Origin of the sequence: Rhizobium sp. AAP43, assembly GCF_001296045.1 — a bacterium.
GTDB lineage: Bacteria > Pseudomonadota > Alphaproteobacteria > Rhizobiales > Rhizobiaceae > Allorhizobium.
Map to the genome: position 1 here is coordinate 1 of NZ_LJHS01000062.1, position 19,094 is coordinate 19,094.

The 19,094-nt window shown below is 59.7% G+C and carries 17 protein-coding genes and 1 riboswitch; of the genes, 13 read left to right on the top strand and 4 right to left on the bottom strand.

What is annotated here, in order from left to right; translation table 11 throughout:
* Positions 1-280 precede the first annotated feature (280 nt).
* On the bottom strand, positions 281-496 hold the full coding sequence (locus tag IP76_RS22005; protein ID WP_054160390.1) for a hypothetical protein: 216 nt from the start codon (positions 494-496) through the stop codon (positions 281-283).
* A gap of 167 nt (positions 497-663) precedes the next feature.
* Positions 664-878, top strand: a riboswitch (cobalamin riboswitch).
* A 50-nt stretch (positions 879-928) separates the two neighbouring features.
* Here IP76_RS22005 and IP76_RS22010 point away from each other — a divergent pair.
* The 6 genes from IP76_RS22010 to IP76_RS22035 all read left to right on the top strand — a co-directional run bounded on the left by IP76_RS22010 (position 929) and on the right by IP76_RS22035 (position 9,433).
* Positions 929-1,612: an energy-coupling factor ABC transporter permease gene (locus IP76_RS22010; protein WP_054160391.1), complete on the top strand. Its 684-nt coding sequence runs from the start codon at positions 929-931 to the stop codon at positions 1,610-1,612.
* A gap of 154 nt (positions 1,613-1,766) precedes the next feature.
* Positions 1,767-2,717: a phosphoribosylaminoimidazolesuccinocarboxamide synthase gene (locus IP76_RS22015; RefSeq protein WP_054160392.1), complete on the top strand. Its 951-nt coding sequence runs from the start codon at positions 1,767-1,769 to the stop codon at positions 2,715-2,717.
* Between the two features lie 55 nt (positions 2,718-2,772).
* Positions 2,773-3,390: a TetR family transcriptional regulator gene (locus IP76_RS22020; RefSeq protein ID WP_054160412.1), complete on the top strand. Its 618-nt coding sequence runs from the start codon at positions 2,773-2,775 to the stop codon at positions 3,388-3,390.
* 124 nt (positions 3,391-3,514) lie between these two features.
* Positions 3,515-4,717, top strand: coding sequence for an efflux RND transporter periplasmic adaptor subunit (locus tag IP76_RS22025; RefSeq protein WP_054160393.1), 1,203 nt, complete (start codon positions 3,515-3,517; stop codon positions 4,715-4,717).
* A gap of 40 nt (positions 4,718-4,757) precedes the next feature.
* Entirely contained in the window at positions 4,758-7,874 is a 3,117-nt protein-coding gene (locus IP76_RS22030; RefSeq protein ID WP_054160394.1) for an efflux RND transporter permease subunit, read from the top strand.
* 134 nt (positions 7,875-8,008) lie between these two features.
* Positions 8,009-9,433, top strand: coding sequence for an efflux transporter outer membrane subunit (locus IP76_RS22035; protein ID WP_054160395.1), 1,425 nt, complete (start codon positions 8,009-8,011; stop codon positions 9,431-9,433).
* A 59-nt stretch (positions 9,434-9,492) separates the two neighbouring features.
* Here IP76_RS22035 and IP76_RS22040 read toward each other — a convergent pair whose 3' ends face one another.
* Positions 9,493-10,320: a MerR family transcriptional regulator gene (locus IP76_RS22040; protein WP_082352674.1), complete on the bottom strand. Its 828-nt coding sequence runs from the start codon at positions 10,318-10,320 to the stop codon at positions 9,493-9,495.
* Between the two features lie 146 nt (positions 10,321-10,466).
* On the opposite strand from IP76_RS22040, the gene IP76_RS22045 reads away from it, so the two are divergent.
* Both IP76_RS22045 and IP76_RS22050 read left to right on the top strand, forming a co-directional pair.
* Entirely contained in the window at positions 10,467-11,747 is a 1,281-nt protein-coding gene (locus tag IP76_RS22045) for a 4-aminobutyrate--2-oxoglutarate transaminase (RefSeq protein WP_054160396.1), read from the top strand.
* A 3-nt stretch (positions 11,748-11,750) separates the two neighbouring features.
* The gene (locus tag IP76_RS22050) at positions 11,751-13,235 is read left to right on the top strand and encodes an NAD-dependent succinate-semialdehyde dehydrogenase (protein ID WP_054160397.1); all 1,485 of its coding nucleotides are present in this window, start codon (positions 11,751-11,753) and stop codon (positions 13,233-13,235) included.
* A gap of 18 nt (positions 13,236-13,253) precedes the next feature.
* Here IP76_RS22050 and IP76_RS22055 read toward each other — a convergent pair whose 3' ends face one another.
* The gene (locus IP76_RS22055; RefSeq protein ID WP_054160398.1) at positions 13,254-14,198 is read right to left on the bottom strand and encodes a hydrogen peroxide-inducible genes activator; all 945 of its coding nucleotides are present in this window, start codon (positions 14,196-14,198) and stop codon (positions 13,254-13,256) included.
* Positions 14,199-14,303: 105 nt separating this feature from the next.
* Here IP76_RS22055 and IP76_RS22060 point away from each other — a divergent pair, with 105 nt between their 5' ends.
* Entirely contained in the window at positions 14,304-14,534 is a 231-nt protein-coding gene (locus tag IP76_RS22060) for a DUF465 domain-containing protein (protein WP_054160399.1), read from the top strand.
* Positions 14,535-14,688: 154 nt separating this feature from the next.
* Here the strand turns inward: IP76_RS22060 and efp are convergent, their stop codons facing one another.
* Positions 14,689-15,258 (bottom strand): elongation factor P, encoded by a 570-nt coding sequence (gene efp, locus IP76_RS22065; RefSeq protein ID WP_054160400.1) that lies wholly within the window; start codon positions 15,256-15,258, stop codon positions 14,689-14,691.
* A gap of 136 nt (positions 15,259-15,394) precedes the next feature.
* Here efp and epmA point away from each other — a divergent pair, with 136 nt between their 5' ends.
* From epmA to IP76_RS22085, 4 genes are all read left to right on the top strand, one after another.
* Positions 15,395-16,462 carry an EF-P lysine aminoacylase EpmA gene (epmA, locus tag IP76_RS22070; protein ID WP_054160401.1) on the top strand — a complete coding sequence of 356 codons (1,068 nt, stop codon included), beginning with the start codon at positions 15,395-15,397 and terminating at the stop codon, positions 16,460-16,462.
* Positions 16,455-17,498: a lysine-2,3-aminomutase-like protein gene (locus IP76_RS22075; protein WP_054160402.1), complete on the top strand. Its 1,044-nt coding sequence runs from the start codon at positions 16,455-16,457 to the stop codon at positions 17,496-17,498. The genes epmA and IP76_RS22075 overlap by 8 nt, the downstream gene beginning before the upstream one ends.
* A 159-nt stretch (positions 17,499-17,657) precedes the next feature.
* Positions 17,658-17,909 carry an acyl carrier protein gene (locus IP76_RS22080; RefSeq protein WP_054160414.1) on the top strand — a complete coding sequence of 84 codons (252 nt, stop codon included), beginning with the start codon at positions 17,658-17,660 and terminating at the stop codon, positions 17,907-17,909.
* On the top strand, positions 17,909-19,093 hold the full coding sequence (locus IP76_RS22085) for an acyl-CoA dehydrogenase family protein (RefSeq protein ID WP_054160403.1): 1,185 nt from the start codon (positions 17,909-17,911) through the stop codon (positions 19,091-19,093). The genes IP76_RS22080 and IP76_RS22085 overlap by 1 nt, the downstream gene beginning before the upstream one ends.
* The last annotated feature ends 1 nt before the right edge of the window (position 19,094 follow it).

Consider the following 19,094-nt stretch of genomic DNA (forward strand, 5'->3'; position numbering starts at 1 on the left):
AGTCCGTCGCCGCTTCCGCGCCGCCGCCTCTCGTTCGGTGAAGCGGCTTATACGGCCACTCCTCGGAACCGTCAACAGCGAATTGTCAAAAATCTGTCTTTTTTCATAAGCCATTGAAAATAATGGCTTTATTAAGAGAAGGTCTGGACGGCACTCTATCATTGGCTTCTAACTTGCTGCCTTCTCGCACTAAGTGCGGTGTGGTCGAGCCTGACAAGCCACCTTGAGAGGCGCGGAACTGCGGGATTGTACGGAGCGGCCTTTCAATCCCGATCCATGTTCAGCCCATCGTGATCAAGATCAGCAGAATGAACATCAAGGGTACCGCCGTCAGAGCCGGAATGATGATCGCAGGATAGCCGAATGTGACAATGGCCAGAATCCAGACCATCAGCAGGTTGAGAATGAACAGCACCTTGGCTGTGGCGCTTCCTTGGACCGCTTCCTTCAGCATCCAGCCGAACACCGGCACGCGATAGATGATGGTAGAAAGCATGGTTTCAGTCCCTTTCCTTTATTGTAGCCATTTGGCTGCCGAGCATTCTCCCCTAGGGTCCCAGCTGTCGCAATGCGTCAAATTGGCGTTCGTCAATCGTAGCCTCCTCTCCCGCCGGATCACATCACGAAACGTCGCAATTTGCTGGACAGACGATAAAGCCGGGCTCTAGATTTCATCCTGATGGTTCCGCCCCGACGAGAGACAGGGGTGGACGAAGAGGGAATACGGTGAGGACTACCCATCAGGGGCCGAAACCGTGGCTGCCCCCGCAACTGTGAACGGCGAGCGACATCCGACATGCCATTGGCCTCAGGGCCGATAAGGCGGATCGAGCCCTGACCCGTGAGCCAGGAGACCTGCCATCAATCGACGTCGCTTTGGCGGCATTTACTCTTCTCGCGCGGTGGGCGCGGACGAAAGGACAAGACTATGCATATCGAACCCGGCGTCGTCGACGGCGCCAAACTCGCACTCTCCTATGCCACGGCAGCACTCTCATTCGGTCTCGTGGCCAAGATGGTCCGTGACGACCTCGCATCCAGCAAGACCCCGATCGGCCTCGCCGCACGGTCGGTCATGACCACGTCCCTGGTCTTTTCCTTCTTCGAAATCCTTCCGCATCATCCGGTTGGCGTCTCCGAAGTGCACCTGATCCTTGGCTCCACACTCTTCCTTATGTTCGGCGCAGGAGCTGCGTCGATCGGGCTGGCGCTTGGTCTTCTGCTTCAGGGTCTTTTCTTTGCGCCCTTCGATCTGCCGCAATACGGTATGAACGTGACAACCCTGATTGTACCGCTCTTTGGTCTCAGCCGGATCGCCAACCACATGATCCCGAGGAAGACGGCCTATGTGGACGTCCGTTATCGCGATGCGCTTGCGCTTTCGACGACCTACCAGGGCGGCATCGTCGCCTGGGTCGCCTTCTGGGCACTTTATGGTCACGGCTTCAGCGCCGACAATCTTGGCAATGTCGCCGCCTTTGGCGCCGCCTATATGCTGGTCGTCGTCGTCGAACCCCTGATCGACCTCGCGGTCTTGGCAGCTGCCAAATCCTGGCGAACGGCGACCGACAACCACCTGTTCAGCGACAGACTCCATCACGCCGCGGGCTGATTGCCAAGTCCAAAGGACGATCTAACAGCGCAACTGAGAAAGCGCATGGTCGAGGCCATGCGCTTTTTCTTTGAAAGGCGGCGAAGTTTCGGCTACCGCCAAAGGCATGACGCTGCGCGCTGCAGCACGGCACACTGACCCGACGAGGACGACCATGCGCATTCTGTCCGAAGCCTTTTTCCCGGAACTGCCCAGCTATTATCGTGGCAAGGTTCGCGAGAATTACGATCTTGCTGATGGCAGCCGGATTATCATCTCGACCGACCGCCTGAGCGCCTTCGACCGCATCCTCACCTGCATTCCCTACAAAGGTCAGGTCCTGACGCAGACGGCCCGCTACTGGTTCGAACACACGGCCGACATCTGCCCGAACCACGTCATCGCTTATCCCGATCCGAATGTGGTCGTTGGCAAGCGGCTGGACATCCTGCCAGTCGAGATCGTGGTGCGCGGCTACCTCGCCGGCACCACAGGCACCTCAATTCTGACGCTCTATAAGAAGGGCGAACGCAGCATGTATGGCATCACCCTGCCCGACGGCATGCGTGACAATGAAAAGCTGCCCTCCCCGATCATCACTCCAACCAGCAAGGAATTCGATGGCGGTCACGACGAACCACTCACGCCGGATGAGATCGTGTCGCGTGGCCTGCTGACCGAAGAACAATGGCAGACCTTGTCACGCTACGCGCTCGGCCTCTTTGCGCGGGGTCAGGAAATGGCAGCAGCCCGTGGGCTCATTCTCGTCGACACGAAGTATGAATTCGGCACGGATGAGAATGGCACGATCATTCTGGCAGACGAGATCCACACGCCCGACAGCAGCCGTTACTGGCTGGCTGACAGTTATCCGGAAAGCTTCGAAAAGGGCGAGCGCCCGAAAAGCTTCGACAAGGATTTCGTCCGAGCCTGGGTCGCCGAACGCTGTGATCCATATCATGATGAAATCCCGGAAATTCCGGCGACACTGGTGAACGACACGTCTCAGGTCTATATACAAGCATATGAAGCCATTACTGGCCTCACCTTCGAACCCGACGACCGTGGCGCGACCCCCTTTGAGCGCGTGCGGCAGAATCTGGAGACTTACTTCCCAGGAAAGTAGAATTGCCATGGATCAGGATTGCCGGAAGCCCAAAAACATTTCGATAGCGGTCGCTATGCAGGAGCGGTCGCAGAGGCGTCCTCGTCGCTCCGCAGAGGAGACCCGCGAAGAGATCCTCAACACGGCCGAAGAGCTGTTCCGCACCCATGGCTTCGCCAGTGTCTCGATCGCAGACATTGCGGCCGATCTTTCGATGTCACCGGCGAACGTCTTCAAACACTTTCGCACCAAAACTAGCCTCGTCGATGCCATTGCGACCCGCGCAATCGAGCAGAAAGTCTCAGAACTCGAGGCACTTGATTCAACACGCTGCGCAACCGAACGCCTCTCTGCCCTGGCCCATCATCTGATGATGGAACATTTCAATGACCGAAAGGACACTCCTTTCGTCTTCGAAATGATCCTCGTGACCATTCGGGAAGAGCTGGATTGCGGCGAGCGCTTCCGCGACATGATCGTCGAAATGCTGAGCCGGATCATTGAGGCTGGCATCGAGGAAGGTAGCTATCATGTGGGAGACATTCCACGTTTCGCCAACGCCGCGTTCGACGCCCTCGTCTGCGTGATCCATCCTGTCATGATCGGGTTGGAGAAAACTGACATATTGGCAACACGCTGTAATCACGTTGTCGCGCTTATCGATGCTGCACTGCGCTCTCCGCTTGCAAAGTGACGATAATTAACTTACGTCACTTTTGCCTGTGATCTGCGCGGCATGATCACGTGGTCCCGCACGCCTATGCCTTCCTCCCTTCGCGGGCGGAAATGACATCATTCTATAGCTCTTGGGATTATCGATGACCCGACGCCTCAAACTCGCCTCCGCCGTCGCGATCTGCCTCGTCACGCTCGCAAGCTGCAGTGATTCAGAAACGGCCGCTACAGGCGCTCCGGGCGCCGGCCAGGAACGACCGCCCGCACCAGTGAGCATTGCGGTGATGAAGAAGGCACCGCATGCCTTGACCAGCAATCTGCCGGGCCGTGCCTCCGCGTTCCAGACCGCTCAGATCCGTCCGCGTGTTAGCGGCATCATCAAGGAAATCGCCTTCAAGGAAGGCAGTGAAGTCAAGCAGGGCGATCTGCTCTACAAGATCGAGGACGACACCTATCGCGCCGCTTATGCGCAAGCCGAAGCAACACTCCGGAAGGCTGAGGCCGGCGTTCCGACCGCGCAGTCCAACCTCGCCCGCCAGGAGCGCCTTGTCGGCAGCGGCGCGACCCAGGTTGAACTTGAAAACGCCCGCGTGACATTGCTGCAGGCCGAGGCGGATGTCGCCGTCGCAAAGGCAGCGCTTCGGTCGACAGAAATCGAACTCGGTTTGACCGAAGTCCGCGCGCCCTTCGAAGGTGTTACAAACGCGTCCACCTATTCTGTCGGCAACGTCGTCACCGCAAACCAGGCCGATTCCCTGACGACGCTTCGGCAGCTCGACCCAATCTATATCGATTTGACGGAATCCAGCGTCAATCTTCTGCGGCTGCGCGAAGCGATCAAGGCTGGCCGTGTCAATCAGAGCGAGATTACCGAAATCCGCCTGACCCTGGAAGATGGCCACGAATACCCGGTCGTCGGCAAGCTCGACATGTCGGATATGGCTGTATCCGAAACCACCGGCACTTATACGATCCGCGCTGTCTTCGACAATCCGGACAATCTCGTTCTGCCGGGCATGTATGTTCGCGCCACGGCTACCGTCGGAACGGAAGAAGGCTTCCTCATTCCCCAGCGCGCTGCAACCCGCGACGCCAAGGGCCAGCTAACGGCAAAATTCGTAACAGCCGACAACAAGGTTGAAACCCGCTCCTTTGCCGAAAGCCAGGTATCTGGAAACAACTGGCTTGTGACGCAAGGCATCTCCGATGGCGACAAGCTCATCCTCGACGGCTTCCAGTGGATCGCTGACGGCGCCCCTGTAAACCCGGTCGAAGCCACCATCAATGAACAGGGCATCGTCGAGGAAGTCGCGAAGCCCGAGGCCGCCCCCGCTGCAAAGCCCTGAGCTGACGCAACGCGGCATTTGAGGCACTAGGGGAAAACCAATGGCCAAATATTTTATTCGTCGCCCGGTCTTTGCATGGGTGATTGCGATCATCATCATGCTCGGCGGTGCACTGGCGATCTCGACCCTGTCGATCGCCCAGTATCCCGAAATCGCACCGACAACTGTCCGCATTTCGGCAAGCTACAACGGCGCAAGTGCGGAAACCGTCGAAAAATCAGTGACTTCGATTATCGAAGACGGCATGACCGGCCTTGATGATCTGACCTATATGACGTCATCGTCGAGCACAGGCTCAGCCAGCGTAACCCTCACCTTCGGCAATTCCGTCGACCCGGAAATCGCCCAGGTCCAGGTCCAGAACAAGCTGCAGCTCGTCCAGTCGCAGTTGCCGGACATCGTCCAGACGGCAGGTATATCGGTCACCCGCTCGACATCGAGTATCCTGCTCGTCGGCGCACTGGTCTCGACCGACGGCGCCCGCACCAATGTCGAACTCGGCGATATCTTCTCGACGCAGATCGAGGATCAGATCAAGCGCCTGGAAGGCGTTGGTAGCATCGAGGTCTTCGGCACCGGATACGCCATGCGCGTCTGGCTCGACCCGTTCAAGCTGAACAAGTTCCAGCTCACTCCGACGGACATTACCACGGCCATCCAGTCGCAGAACACCCAGGTGTCCGTGGGCTCGCTCGGCGGACAGCCTATGGCCGAAGGCCAGCAGATCAACGTGACGGTGACGGCCCAAAGCCAGTTGCAGTCCGTCTCTGAATTCGAATCGATCATTCTGAAGACCGAAACAGACGGTGCCACCGTTCGACTGAGCGACGTTGCCCGCATCGAGATCGGTCAGGAAAGCTACGCGACAAACACGAGGTCAAACCGCAATCCAGCGACCGGCTTTGCGGTGAACCTGGCAACTGGTGCGAACGCACTGGACACGGCCGATCGCGTAAAGACAGTGCTGACCACTCTCAGCGAAGCCCTGCCGGAAAACGTCGTCATTACGTACCCTTATGACACGACTCCCTTCGTTGAGTTGTCGATCGAGAAGGTGGTTCACACACTCTTCGAAGCAATTATCCTGGTCTTCGTCGTGCTGCTGGTCTTCCTGCAGAACTTCCGCGCCACTCTCATTCCGATGATTGCCGTGCCCGTCGTTCTGCTCGGTACCTTCGGCGTCCTGGCAATCACCGGATATTCGATCAACACGCTGACAATGTTCGCGATGGTTCTCGCAATCGGTCTTCTCGTCGACGACGCCATCGTGGTCGTCGAGAATGTCGAGCGCATCATGACCGAAGAGGGCTTGTCACCGCTTGAGGCCACTGAAAAGTCCATGGGTGAAATCACCGGCGCAATCGTCGGTATCGCTCTGGTCCTGACGGCCGTATTCATCCCGATGGCCTTCTTCGGCGGCTCCACGGGCATCATCTATCGTCAGTTCTCGATCACCATCGTCTCGGCCATGGCACTCTCTGCCATTGTCGCACTCGTTCTGACCCCGGCGCTCTGCGCCACGATGCTGAAGCCTGTGGACCACCACAAGCCGAAGCGCGGCCTTTCGGCCTGGTTCAATCGCAATTTCGATCGCACCACCGGCGGCTACGTGTCAACGATCGGATACCTGCTCAAGCGCCCCTTCCGTGTCATGCTGATGTTCGCGGTCGTCATCGGTGGGATGGGATGGTTCTTCCTTCGCCTGCCCTCTTCCTTCCTGCCGCAAGAAGACCAGGGTGTTCTGATGACCATCGTCCAGCTGCCGAACGGTGCAACCGTTACGCGGACGGAAGAGGTCATCAAGAAGATCGAGAACTACTATCTCGACAAGGAAAAGGACGCGATTCAGGACGTGTTTTCCGTGTCCGGCTTCTCCTTTGTGGGCTCCGGCCAGAACTATGCGCTCGTCTTTGCCAAGCTGAAGGATTTCGACGAACGCCAGACGCCGGAACTGGCAGCCTCTGCGATCGTCCAGCGCGCCATGGGATATTTCTTCACCATCCGTGACGCCATGGTCTTCCCGCTTCAGCCGCCGGCCATCCCCGGTCTCGGCACCTCCAGCGGCTTCTCGATGTATCTTGTCGACAGCGGCAAGAACGGCACCGAGGCACTGACGGCGGCCTCAGGGCAGCTCATGCAGGCTGGAAGCAGCAATGCGAATGTCAGCTCGCTTCGTTCGAACAACCCGCCGGCAGAAAGCCAGCTCAAACTCCTCCTCGACCAGGAGAAGATGGGCGCCATGGGTCTCGACATCGCGACCGTCAACAACATGCTGTCGACCATCTTCGCCGGCAGAGACGTGAACGACTTTACCCTGAATGGCGAGTTGAAGCCTGTCTACGTTCAGGGCGACGCGCCCTACCGCATGCAGGAAGACGCTGTCGATCACTGGTATGCCCGCAATACGGAAGGCGAGATGGTACCCTTCTCGTCCTTCGTGAAGACCGAATGGGTCAGCGGCGCTCCGACGCTCAGCCGCTTCAACGGTGTTGGCGCCATCTCCATGGAAGGTGCTGCTGGTCCGGGCGTAAGCTCCGGCACGGCGATGGACACGATGGAACAGCTAACGGCCGGCCTCGGCGGCGGCTACACCGTTGCCTGGCAGGGGATTTCCTATCAGGAACGCCTATCCGGTTCGCAGGCTCCGATACTCTACGCCCTGTCGGTTCTGATCGTCTTCCTCTGCCTCGCAGCCCTCTATGAAAGCTGGTCGATCCCCTTCTCGGTGATCATGGCAGTGCCCGTAGGTGTTCTGGGGGCGGTCGCGGCGGCTCACTTCTTTGGCCAGTCGAACGACGTCTACTTCAAGGTCGGCCTCCTGACGACCATCGGTCTTGCCGCGAAGAATGCGATTCTCATCGTCGAATTCGCAAAAGACCGACAGGGGCCGGGCGTGAGCCTGATCGAGGCGACACTCGAGGCCGCAAAGCTTCGCCTGCGTCCGATCATCATGACGTCTCTGGCCTTTATGCTGGGTGTTGTGCCTCTCGCCATTGCCTCAGGCGCCGGCTCGGCTGCACAGAACTCCATCGGCATTGGCGTGCTGGGCGGTGTCTTTACGGCAACAGCGCTGGGAATTTTCTTCGTACCATCGTTTTTCGTCATTATTCGCAAGCTTTTCGGCGGTGCAAAAGCCGACGAAGGCGTGACATCCTAGAAGCTGACAATCTATGTTAACCATCAAAGCATAGGCTGCGTTGACAGCCTATGCGCGCACAGCGGCCACCGATACAGGCTTCCATGAGGTAGCTAATTCGTTGTAGGCCTTGGGGACTTGAACAGGAATTCGTGATGCCATCCATTCGTGCAGCCGCTCCACTCGTAATGCTCCTTCTTTCAGGCTGCGTTGTCGGCCCGAACCATGAAACGCCGCAGACTGCCCTTCCGGCCAAATTCTCCGAAGGCAGCACCAAGCCGAATGGCGACGTGACGATGGCATCCTGGTGGACTGCCTTCAACGATCGCCGGCTCGATTCGCTGGTCGAAAAGGGACTGTCGGAAAACCTCTCCGTCCTTCAGGCCATCGAACGCATCTCGGCCGCGGAAGCCAACTTCAACGCCGCTGACGCCGGCGCCTTCCCGCAGCTGACCACGTCGTCGGCATTCGAAGTCTCCGGTGCAAGGGCAACCGGTGATCTCGCCGCCACACGCAGCAGCGACAACACCCGCACAACCAGCGGCTCGCTGAACGCATCCTGGTTGCTCGATCTGTTCGGCGAATATCGCCGCTCGAAGGAAAGTGCGGGCGCCACCCTCGATGCCGCCTATGCGAGCGCCGATGTCGCCAAGCTTACCTATCTCTCCAGCGTCGTGTCCGCCTATATCGACGCCCGCTACTATCAGGAGCGCATTGCGATTGCCCGCAAGAGCCTCGCGTCGCGTCGGGAAACGCTGGACCTGACCAAGCTCCAGCTCGAAGCAGGCGCCGCCTCGCGTCTCGACGTTGTCCAGGCCGAAGGTCTGGTCAACTCGACACTGGCCGAAATCCCAGGACTCGAAACGTCGTTCCGCCAGGCCACACACCGCATCGCCTTCCTGCTCGGCTTGCCGGCCGCAACCCTTGTTGCCGACCTGCAGAAGGGCGCACCACAGCCTTACGCCCGCCGCAGCGTGAACTCCGGCGTTCCAGCCGACCTCATCCGCAATCGCCCCGACATCCGCGCAGCTGAGCGCAATCTCGCTGCGGCCGTCGCCGAAGTCGGCGTGGCGGAAGCAGCGCTCTACCCGTCGATCTCGCTCAGCGGCACAATTTCGCCGGCCCATATCGCATCGTCAGGCGTCGATGGCAGTGTCACGTCCTGGGGCTTTGGCCCGAGCTTGAACCTGCCGATCTTCGACGCAGGCGCACGGCGCGCCAACGTCAAGGCACGGGAATCGGCCGTCCGCGAAGCGCAGCTCGCCTGGAAGGAAGCCGTTCTCAACGCGGTGCAGGAAGTCGAAAATGCACTGGTGGCCGTCAACCGCGCCCGCCAGACAGTCTCTGCTCTGACGGCAACGGTTCGTTCTTATGAAGAAGCCCTGTCGCTGGCGACTGCCAGCTATCGTGACGGCGCTTCCTCGCTGCTCGACGTACTCGACGCCCAGCGGAACGTGGCAAGTGCACAGGCCAACCTGGCCCAGGCCGTTCAGCAGGTCGCGACCAACTACGTCAACCTCAACGTCGCCATTGGTGGTGGCTATGCCTGGGGCGCAACGACGACTGTCGCCAAGAAGTAGGCTTGACGCCAATCAATGAAAACGGCGACCTCTCGGTCGCCGTTTTTGTTTGTCCGGGGTCAGAACGTCGCCGGCGTGTTGATCCAGATGAGCACGGTCTCGCCATCTGAGACATTCCGCCACGAATGTGGGCGCCGGCTCTCGAAGTAGAAACTGTCTCCAGGACCGAGTTCGAAAAATTGGTCACCGTCGAGCACGATCTCAAGGTTTCCCTGCAGCATGTGGATGAACTCTTCGCCCTCGTGCTGATAAGCCCCTTCACTTGACGCACCAGGCGCCAGCTGGAAGCGGTTGCATTCCATCTGGTTCCGTCCCTCGGCCAGCACCTGCACGGCCACGCCGGACGATGTGGTCGGCCATGAGGGCCACTTGCCATCGCGAATAAGCGACTCGCCACCGCGCCCCTCCTCCTGCCCGCTTAATGAGGCCAGGGTCGTGCCGAGATGCCGGGCAACCTCATGCAAAGCCGTGAACGAGAGCCCCTGCGAGGTGCGCTCGAATGTCGAGAGCTGCGAGACCGCAACGCCTGTCGCCTGCGCCACACTTTCGAGCGTCCGGCCAGCATCCCGCCGCAAACGACGCATCCGGGTTCCAGGCCTGACATCACTGGCGTCGATCGCCTCGTCGTCCGGCTCACTCCTGTCTTCGTCAGAAAGGGCTGCCTCATCACGCAGCGTCTCGCGGATTGCTGCGGGGTTCAGTCCCTTTTCACTTCGCAGCCAGGCAATGCGCTTCAGCCGGTCAACAAGCGCCTTGTCATAGACGCGTTGTCCGGTCGCCGTACGGATTGGTTGGATGAGAGATTGGCTCTCCCATAACCTGAGCGTCGACGGCGATACCCCCGCCATGCGGGCAGCTTCAGCAATCTTGAAACGGATCTCGTCCACGGGGGCCCCTTACGGATGTCGCGATCTCGGGTGATAATGCCGAAAAGGCATATTGCAAGTCTACAGAAAAAATGTAGGAAATTATACAGGCGCTCGTTTCGAAGCGAGCGCGCCCCGTGGCAACCCCGTCGCACAGGACGAATACGATGAAGAACGCCGATATCTCAGCTCGCAAGAACGACGCCATCTCCCGCGGCGTTGGCATGACCACGCAGATCTATGCCGACAAGGCGGAGAACGCCGAAATCTGGGATGTCGAGGGCAATCGATACATCGATTTCGCTGGCGGCATTGCCGTTCTCAACACCGGCCATCGCCACCCGAAGGTGGTCGAAGCGGTGAAGGCCCAACTTGACCGTTTCACGCACACTTGCCACCAGGTCGTCCCTTACGAAAACTACGTCGCGCTTGCCGAGCGTCTCAACAAGATCGTACCGGGCAAGTTCGAGAAAAAGACGATCTTCGCGACCACAGGAGCCGAAGCTGTCGAAAACGCCATCAAGATCGCCCGTTGCGCGACGGGCCGCTCGGCCGTCATCGCGTTTACCGGCGGCTTCCATGGTCGCACCTTCCTCGGTATGGCGCTGACCGGCAAGGTCGTGCCCTATAAGGTTGGCTTCGGCCCAATGATGGGTGACGTCTTCCACGTTCCCTTCCCGCTCGAAATGCACGGCATCGACGTCGAGACCTCGCTTGACGTGCTCGACAAGCTGTTCAAGGCCGATGTCGACCCGAAGCGCGTTGCAGCCATCATCCTGGAACCCGTCCAGGGCGAAGGCGGATTCTATGATGTTCCGCGCGCCCTCATGAAGGCCCTGCGCGAACTCTGCGACGAACACGGCATTCTGCTCGTCGCCGACGAAGTCCAGACCGGCTTCGCCCGCACCGGCAAGCTCTTCGCCATGGAGCATTATGACGTGGTTCCGGACCTGACGACTATGGCCAAGAGCCTCGCGGGCGGCTTCCCGCTCTCGGCCGTCACCGGTCGCGCCGAGCTGATGGATGCCCCCGGCCCCGGCGGTCTCGGCGGCACCTATGCCGGCAATCCGCTGGCGATCGCCGCCGCCCATGCGGTCCTTGACGTGATCGAAGAAGAGCAGCTTTGCGACCGCGCCAACCAGCTCGGCAACCGTCTCAAGCAACGCTTGGAAGCGATCCGCGCAGACGTGCCTCACATCATGGACATCCGTGGCCTCGGCTTCATGAACGCCGTGGAGTTCAAGATCCCGGGAACCGACAAGCCGAACGCGGATTTCACCAATACGGTACGCGTCAAGGCGCTGGAAAAGGGCCTGATCCTTCTGACCTGCGGCGTCTACAGCAACGTCATCCGCTTCCTCGCCCCGATCACCATTCAGGACGAGGTCTTCAACGAGGCGCTCGACCTGATCGAAGCTTCGATCCGTGAAGTTGCAGCAGGAGCCTGAGGCATGACCCTTTCGAACATTCTGACCGACAAACTCAAGGACCCGACACTGGCGACCAACAAGTCGCTGGTCGGAAACGACTGGCTGGCTGCAAGCCAGTCCGGCAAGACCTTCGAGGTCACCAACCCGGCCACGGGCGAAGTCATCGCGGTTCTCCCCGATGTGAGCAAGGCGGAGGTCACCAAGGCCATCGATGCGGCACATGCCGCACAGAAGGCCTGGGCGAAGAAGACCGGCAAGGAGCGCGCCGCGGTTCTGCGTAAGTGGAATGACCTGATGGTCGCCAATGCTGACGATCTCGCAACAATCCTTACGATGGAAATGGGCAAGCCCTGGACTGAGGCCCGCGGCGAAATCCTTTACGGCGCATCTTACGTCGAGTGGTTCGCCGAAGAGGCAAAACGCGTCTACGGTGACACCATTCCCGGCCATCAGGCCGACAAGCGCATCATGGTGATCAAGCAGCCCATCGGCGTCGTCGGCGCCATCACGCCATGGAACTTCCCGAACGCCATGCTCGCCCGCAAGGTGGCACCGGCACTCGCCGTCGGCTGCGCGATGGTGTCGAAGCCCGCCGCCCAGACCCCGCTCTCGGCACTGGCGCTTGCCATCCTCGCCGAGCGCGCAGGCTTGCCGGCTGGTCTGTTCTCGGTGCTGACCTCGACCGATGCAGCCATGGTCGGCCAGGAGTTCTGCGCCAATGACAAGGTCCGCAAGCTGACCTTCACCGGATCCACCAATGTCGGCCGTATCCTGATGCGTCAGGGCGCCGACCAGATCATGAAGCTCGGCCTGGAACTCGGCGGCAATGCGCCCTTCATCGTCTTCGACGATGCAGATCTCGATGCCGCCGTCGAAGGTGCGATGATCTCGAAGTATCGCAATGCCGGCCAGACCTGCGTCTGCGCCAACCGCCTGTACGTGCAGTCTGGCGTTTACGATGCCTTCGCAGCAAAGCTTGCCGAGAAGGTTGCGCAGCTCAAGGTTGGCAATGGTTTCGCGGAAGGCGTGACGACTGGGCCGCTGATCGATGCCAACGCCATTAAAAAGGTCAAGGAACACGTCGCAGACGCCGTGTCGAAGGGCGCCAAGGTCGCGCTCGGCGGCAAGTCGTCGGCCGCAGGCGACCTGTTCTTCGAACCCACCATCCTGACCGGCGTCACAACAGAGATGAAGGTCGCAACCGAAGAAACCTTCGGCCCAGTCGCCCCGCTCTTCAAATTTGAAACGGAAGACGAAGTTGTCGAACTCGCCAATACGACCGAGTTCGGCCTCGCCTCCTATTTCTACTCGAAGGACATCGCCAAGATCTTCCGGGTCGCGGAAGCCCTCGAATACGGCATGGTCGGTGTCAACACCGGCCTGATCTCCACAGAGGTCGCGCCTTTCGGCGGCATCAAGCAGTCGGGCCTCGGCCGTGAAGGCTCGAAATACGGCATCGATGATTATACCGAGATGAAGTACATCTGCCTCGGCGGCATTACGTAAGACGAGAGCGGTCCCCGGTCATTCCGGGGACCGCCCGGTCCCGGCGGCCAGTTCATCCGTCAGACCTGACGCGACCCGGCGAGCGAGTTCAGCCAGTTGCCGGTAGTGATCTCCACGTGCACTGGTTGCGCGCCAGAAGATCCCGATTTCCCTCATCCCCTGCCAGCCAACGATGTTCATCAGCCGGATGTCCTGATCCTTGGCGAATTCCGAGCGGACATAAAATTCCGGAAAGAGCGACAGGCCCATATTGATCGACACCATCTGGCGGATGGCATCGAGGCTTGATCCCTCGTAGTCTTCTGCGACCACGGCACCGGATGCGGCCGAGAAATTGCGCACATCGTCCATAAGTCGGTGCCCCGCGCCGAGGCTGAGAAGTTTCACCCCCGCTAGGTCTGCAAGTTGAATTGTGCTGCGTTCTGCCAGCGGATGCTCCCGGGGGGCTGCGAGAAAAATCCGCTCCCGGCAAATGACTTCGGAGATCAGACCTTCGGAACGCCTGGGAAGTGGACCCAGCCCACAGTCCATCACCCCTTGCAGAACGGTCTCTTCAAGATCCGCCGGCTTTTCTTCGCGGATATAGAGCTTGAGCTCAGGATACTGCTGATGCAAAGGCGGCAACAGATACGGCAGGAAATAGGGACCGAACGAGGGCGCTGTTCCCATTCGCATCATGCCACCGAGATTGCCGATCGAACTGGCGGCGAGTGTACGGATCTCATCGAGCCCATTCAGGATGATCCTCGCCGCTGAGATAACGTCCGTGCCAACGGGCGTCGGCCGGACCTGACCGGGAAGGCGCTCGATGAGTGTTACGCCCAACTGTTTTTCCAGAAGCGCAACCTGCACGGACAATGTGGGCTGGGAGACGTGGCACTGTCGCGCGGCCTCTCCGAAATGCCGACAGTCGTCGAGCGCTACGAGATATTCCAGTTGCCGATGGCTAGGGCGGTACGGCAAGAGCGACTCCGATAGAGAGGATCTATCGCAATCATATAATCAATGAATTAGAACAATCAAACAGTCGGCATCATATTATGTCTCGTAGGACATAGGAGATCGCTCATGAAACAGCTGCTGAAAGCCCTGAAAGCCCGCCAATCGATCATCGCGGCGACGATCGATGAGGAACAGAGACGCCCTCAGCCCGACGGCATAAGGGTCCGCGCCTTGAAGAAGATCAAGATGCACTTAAAGGAGCAGATCATGGTCCTGGAACGTGGTGACGCGGCGAAAACGGTTCGGTCTCGCATCGGATCGGCCAAACTCGCCCATACCTTGCCGTCTGGGCGATGAGACCCGGATACTACCGTCATCGCGGGTTATCCGGCGCCGTGTGAAACGCGCCGCGTAACAGATGTAGTCCATCGGATCACCGCGCGGTCACACCGCAAAAAGAAAGCCCGGCATCGATGACGCCGGGCTATTTGATTCAGGTGCGGTCTACGCCTCAGTTCTTCGCGCGCTCGACGTAGGAATTGTCTTCGGTCGCGATGACGACGCGGACACCGGCGTCAACATGCGGCGGCACCATCGTGCGGATGCCGTTCGACAGGATCGCCGGTTTGTAGGACGACGAAGCCGTCTGGCCCTTGACGACCGGCTCGGTCTCGACGATCTCAAGCGTCACGTGACGCGGAAGCTGGATGGCGAGCGCGACGCCTTCATGCATGGACAGGATGCAGACCATGCCTTCCTGCAGGTAAGCCTTCTGCTCGCCCATGGTCTCAACGTCGACGACGACCTGATCGTAGTTTTCCGGGTTCATGAAGTGGAAGCCTTCGCCGTCCTCGTAGAGGAACTGGTGGTTCACGTCTTCAACAAATGCGCGCTCGACCTGCTCGGTCGTCCGCCAGCGCTCCGACACCTTCACGCCATCGACGATGCGGCGCATGTTGACCTGCGTCACCGGTGTGCCCTTGCCCGGGTGAAAGTTCTCGGCCGTCAAAACGACATAGAGCTTGCCGTCGACATCGATAACATTGCCCTTGCGCACGGACGAGGCGATAATCTTGACCATTGGAATTCCTTGTATCTGCGTAAGACCCGTCGTAAAGGACGGCCTCCCGACTGACCTCTTCGAATTTCTGGGGCGCAACTAACCCAAATCCGGGAAAATAGCCAGCCCGCGTTGAGAAAAGGACCGAGATTCCGGCATGATTGACCGCCGAAGTTCAGCGCCCCCTTGGTGGAGCCCGTCTGCCCATGCGGATCGGCGCCCCTTCCTTGTTGGACGCAACCGGATCCAGGCTGCCTTCCGCGCACACTTCGCCGTTTCGGATTTCATCGAGGTCGATACCGCAACCCTGCAGATATCGCCTGGAAACGAGGCCCATCTGCACGCTTTCGCGACCCAAGCGATCGGCCATGACGGGACCTCGGTTCCGCTTTACCTGCACACATCGCCCGAATTTGCCTGCAAGAAGCTTCTCGCGGCCGGCGAGACGCGCATCGCCTGCTTCGCCCATGTCTACCGCAATCGCGAACGCGGGCCCTTGCACCACCCGGAATTCACCATGCTGGAATGGTACCGCGTCGGCGAACGCTACGAGCAGCTGATGGCAGACTGCGCAAGCCTTCTGGCGCTTGCAGCCGAAACATCAGGCACACGGCAGTTCACCTATGGCAATAAGACCTGTGATCCATTCGCGGCACCCGAGCGCCTTTCCGTCGCCGATGCCTTCACGCGCTACGCCGGCATAGACCTGCTTGCCACCATCGCAGCCGACGGCAATACAGACCGTGAAAACCTGGCCGCACAGATGCGCGACCAAGGTCTGCGCGTTGCGGACGATGATACCTGGGCCGATCTCTTCAGCCGCGTCATCGTGGAGAAGGTGGAACCGAACCTCGGCAACAGCCGCCCGACGATCCTCGACCGCTATCCGGTTGCCGAAGCAGCATTGGCGCGCCCCTGCCCCGATGATCCGAGGGTTGCCGAACGTTTTGAACTCTATGCCTGCGGCGTCGAACTCGCCAATGCCTTCGGCGAATTGACCGACCCGAACGAACAGCGTCGGCGTTTCGAGGCCGAGATGGTCGAGAAAAACCGCGTCTATGGCGAGACCTATCCGCTCGACGAAGACTTTCTCGACGCGCTCTCGATCATGCCCGAAGCCTCCGGCATCGCGCTCGGCTTCGACCGTCTGGTCATGCTGGCGACCGGCGCCCTGCGCATCGACCAGGTGATCTGGGCGCCAGTTGCGGAGACACATCTTGGCTGATGCCACGCTTCGCAGCATTGAGGATCTGGTCTCTGTGGGCCTCATCTCCGATGAAAGCGGGAAGGGTCTCGCACCTGTCGCGTCACGCTATGCGATCGCTTTGACGCCGGCCGTTCTCGACCTCATCGATCCGAACGATCCCAACGACCCGATCGCTGCGCAATATCTGCCCACCCCAGCCGAACTGACCGAGCATCCGGCAGAGCGCGACGATCCAATCGGCGACAGACCGCACACGCCGGTGGAAGGTATCGTCCATCGCTATCCGGACCGGGTTCTGCTGAAGCTTCTGCATGTCTGTCCGGTCTACTGCCGCTTCTGCTTCCGCCGAGAAATGGTCGGACCGGAAGGAGACGGCACGCTGAACGCCGAACAGATCGGCAAGGCGCTCGACTACATCCGCTCGGACAGCCGCATCTGGGAAGTCATCCTGACCGGTGGTGACCCGCTAATCCTCTCACCCCGCAGACTGCGCGATGTGATGCTGCAATTGGCCTCGATCGAGCATGTGAAGATTGTCCGTATTCACAGCCGCGTGCCAGTTGCCGATCCTGGTCGGATCACCGAGGAGCTTCTGGACGCGCTGAAATCGAGCGGCAAGTCCGTTTATGTGGCGCTTCACGCAAACCACGCCCGCGAGATGACTGAGAATGCGCGAGCCGCCTGCGCACGCCTGATCGATGCCGGCATCACCATGGTTAGTCAGAGCGTTCTCCTCAAGGGCGTCAATGACGACGCCGATACGCTCGCGGATCTGATGCGCGCCTTCGTCGAGAGCAGGATCAAGCCCTACTATCTCCATCATCCCGACATGGCGCCCGGAACGGGCCACTTCCGCCTGACGATTGCCGAGGGGCAGGCGATCATGCGGGAACTGCGCAACCGGATTTCTGGTCTTTGCATCCCCCATTACATCCTCGATTTGCCCGGCGGCCACGGCAAGGTTGAGGCCGGCCACGCCGCACTGCAAGAAATTGAACCAAATCGATACATCATCCTCGACCGAGTGGGCGAGGAACACGTTTACCCGGCGTAGCAGACGCTTTAGCGCTCATTACAGGCTTCGCCCAGCCTTCCGAACCCGCCTCCAGATACCATTCAGTCGAAGTTTACCCAATTGTTTAGCGGAAACTTCGTCTTTCCTAGGTAAGAAATCGCTCAATAAAAATTCCGAGCGATGATCTGGGAGAAAACGATGAACGACACCATTCGCGCACTTGTCACGAAGCTTGGCGGCCTGCCGGTTGCAGTCGATACGCTCGCAGACGACGCAGACCTTTATGCAGCCGGCCTTTCTTCCTTCGCCTCCGTGCAACTGATGCTCGGCCTCGAAGAAGCCTTCGACATGGAGTTCCCGGATCATCTCCTGAACCGCAAGTCCTTTGCCAGCATCGCGGCGATCGAAGCGACAGTGAACACCATTCTCGGGGACAGAAAGGTCGCCTGATGGATCTCTCGAGCACGTCCTCAACGGAGGTCAGCCTGAAGGCGCGTGCGGCGCGTGTGGCAAAGGTCGCCGCCGCCCATGCCGATGATGTCGACAAGGTCGGTCGCTTCCCAAAGGAAGCGGTCGAGGCGCTAAAGGCCGAACGCCTGATGGGCATACAGATCCCCGTCGATTGCGGCGGCGAAGGCCGATCGACGTCGGAAATTGCTGAAGTCTGCACCATCCTGGCGCAGGCCTGCGCCGCCAGCGCCATGATCTTCGCCATGCACCAGATCAAGGTTTCGAGCCTGGTCTCGCACGGTACGGATGCCAGCTGGCATCGCGACTTCATGCGCCGTGTTTGCGACGAGCAGATGCTGCTCGGCTCGGCCACGACCGAAGGCGGCATCGGTGGAAACCTGCGCAATTCGATCTGCGCTATCGAGGTCGATGGAGACGTTTGCCGGTTGGAAAAGGATGCAACAGTCATTTCCTACGGCAAACATGCCGATGCGATCCTGATCACATCGCGCGCCCACAAGGATGCCCCGCCCAGCGACCAGGTCATGACCGTCTTCCTCAAGGACCAGTACACCCTCGAACAGACCCATGTCTGGGACACGATGGGCATGCGCGGCACCTGCTCCGACGGTTTCCTTTTCAAGGGCGAAGCACCGGCGGTCCAGATCCTGCCGAAACCCTTCGCCGAAATCGCCGCCCAGTCAATGCTGGCGAGTTCGCACCTCCTGTGGAGTGCGCTGTGGTACGGCATTGCCGTCGACGCCTTCACCAAGGCGCAGACCTTCGTTCGTGCCGCCGCCCGCAAAGCACCCGGAACGCAACCGCCAGGGCTCGTGCAACTGGCGGAAATGTCGAGCCAGCTTCAGGTGATCCGCTCAAACATCCTCCAGGGTCTCGCATCCTACGAGACCGCACTCGCAGACCACGACCGGCTGTCCTCGATGGCTTTTGCCGTCGCGATGAACAACGTGAAGATTGCCTCCTCCGAGATGATCCTGCCCGTTATCAACCAGGCGCTCCGGATCTGCGGCATCATGGGATACAAGAACGGTACGCCGTTCAGCCTGGGCCGCCACCTACGCGACGCACACTCCGCCGAACTGATGATTTCCAACGATCGCATCCTCGGCAATACGTCGACAATGCTGCTCGTCCACAAACAAGAAACCGGACTTTTGGGGTAAA

What these genes read in the sequence shown, in the direction of transcription:
- IP76_RS22025 (WP_054160393.1), top strand. Translation starts at nt 3,515, where the DNA reads ATGACCCGACGCCTCAAACTCGCCTCCGCCGTCGCGATCTGCCTCGTC.
- IP76_RS22005 (WP_054160390.1), bottom strand. Translation starts at nt 496, where the DNA reads ATGCTTTCTACCATCATCTATCGCGTGCCGGTGTTCGGCTGGATGCTG.
- efp (WP_054160400.1), bottom strand. Translation starts at nt 15,258, where the DNA reads ATGGTCAAGATTATCGCCTCGTCCGTGCGCAAGGGCAATGTTATCGAT.
- IP76_RS22080 (WP_054160414.1), top strand. Translation starts at nt 17,658, where the DNA reads ATGAACGACACCATTCGCGCACTTGTCACGAAGCTTGGCGGCCTGCCG.
- IP76_RS22035 (WP_054160395.1), top strand. Translation starts at nt 8,009, where the DNA reads ATGCCATCCATTCGTGCAGCCGCTCCACTCGTAATGCTCCTTCTTTCA.
- IP76_RS22015 (WP_054160392.1), top strand. Translation starts at nt 1,767, where the DNA reads ATGCGCATTCTGTCCGAAGCCTTTTTCCCGGAACTGCCCAGCTATTAT.
- IP76_RS22045 (WP_054160396.1), top strand. Translation starts at nt 10,467, where the DNA reads ATGAAGAACGCCGATATCTCAGCTCGCAAGAACGACGCCATCTCCCGC.
- IP76_RS22030 (WP_054160394.1), top strand. Translation starts at nt 4,758, where the DNA reads ATGGCCAAATATTTTATTCGTCGCCCGGTCTTTGCATGGGTGATTGCG.
- IP76_RS22060 (WP_054160399.1), top strand. Translation starts at nt 14,304, where the DNA reads ATGAAACAGCTGCTGAAAGCCCTGAAAGCCCGCCAATCGATCATCGCG.
- IP76_RS22020 (WP_054160412.1), top strand. Translation starts at nt 2,773, where the DNA reads ATGCAGGAGCGGTCGCAGAGGCGTCCTCGTCGCTCCGCAGAGGAGACC.
- epmA (WP_054160401.1), top strand. Translation starts at nt 15,395, where the DNA reads ATGATTGACCGCCGAAGTTCAGCGCCCCCTTGGTGGAGCCCGTCTGCC.
- IP76_RS22010 (WP_054160391.1), top strand. Translation starts at nt 929, where the DNA reads ATGCATATCGAACCCGGCGTCGTCGACGGCGCCAAACTCGCACTCTCC.
- IP76_RS22050 (WP_054160397.1), top strand. Translation starts at nt 11,751, where the DNA reads ATGACCCTTTCGAACATTCTGACCGACAAACTCAAGGACCCGACACTG.
- IP76_RS22085 (WP_054160403.1), top strand. Translation starts at nt 17,909, where the DNA reads ATGGATCTCTCGAGCACGTCCTCAACGGAGGTCAGCCTGAAGGCGCGT.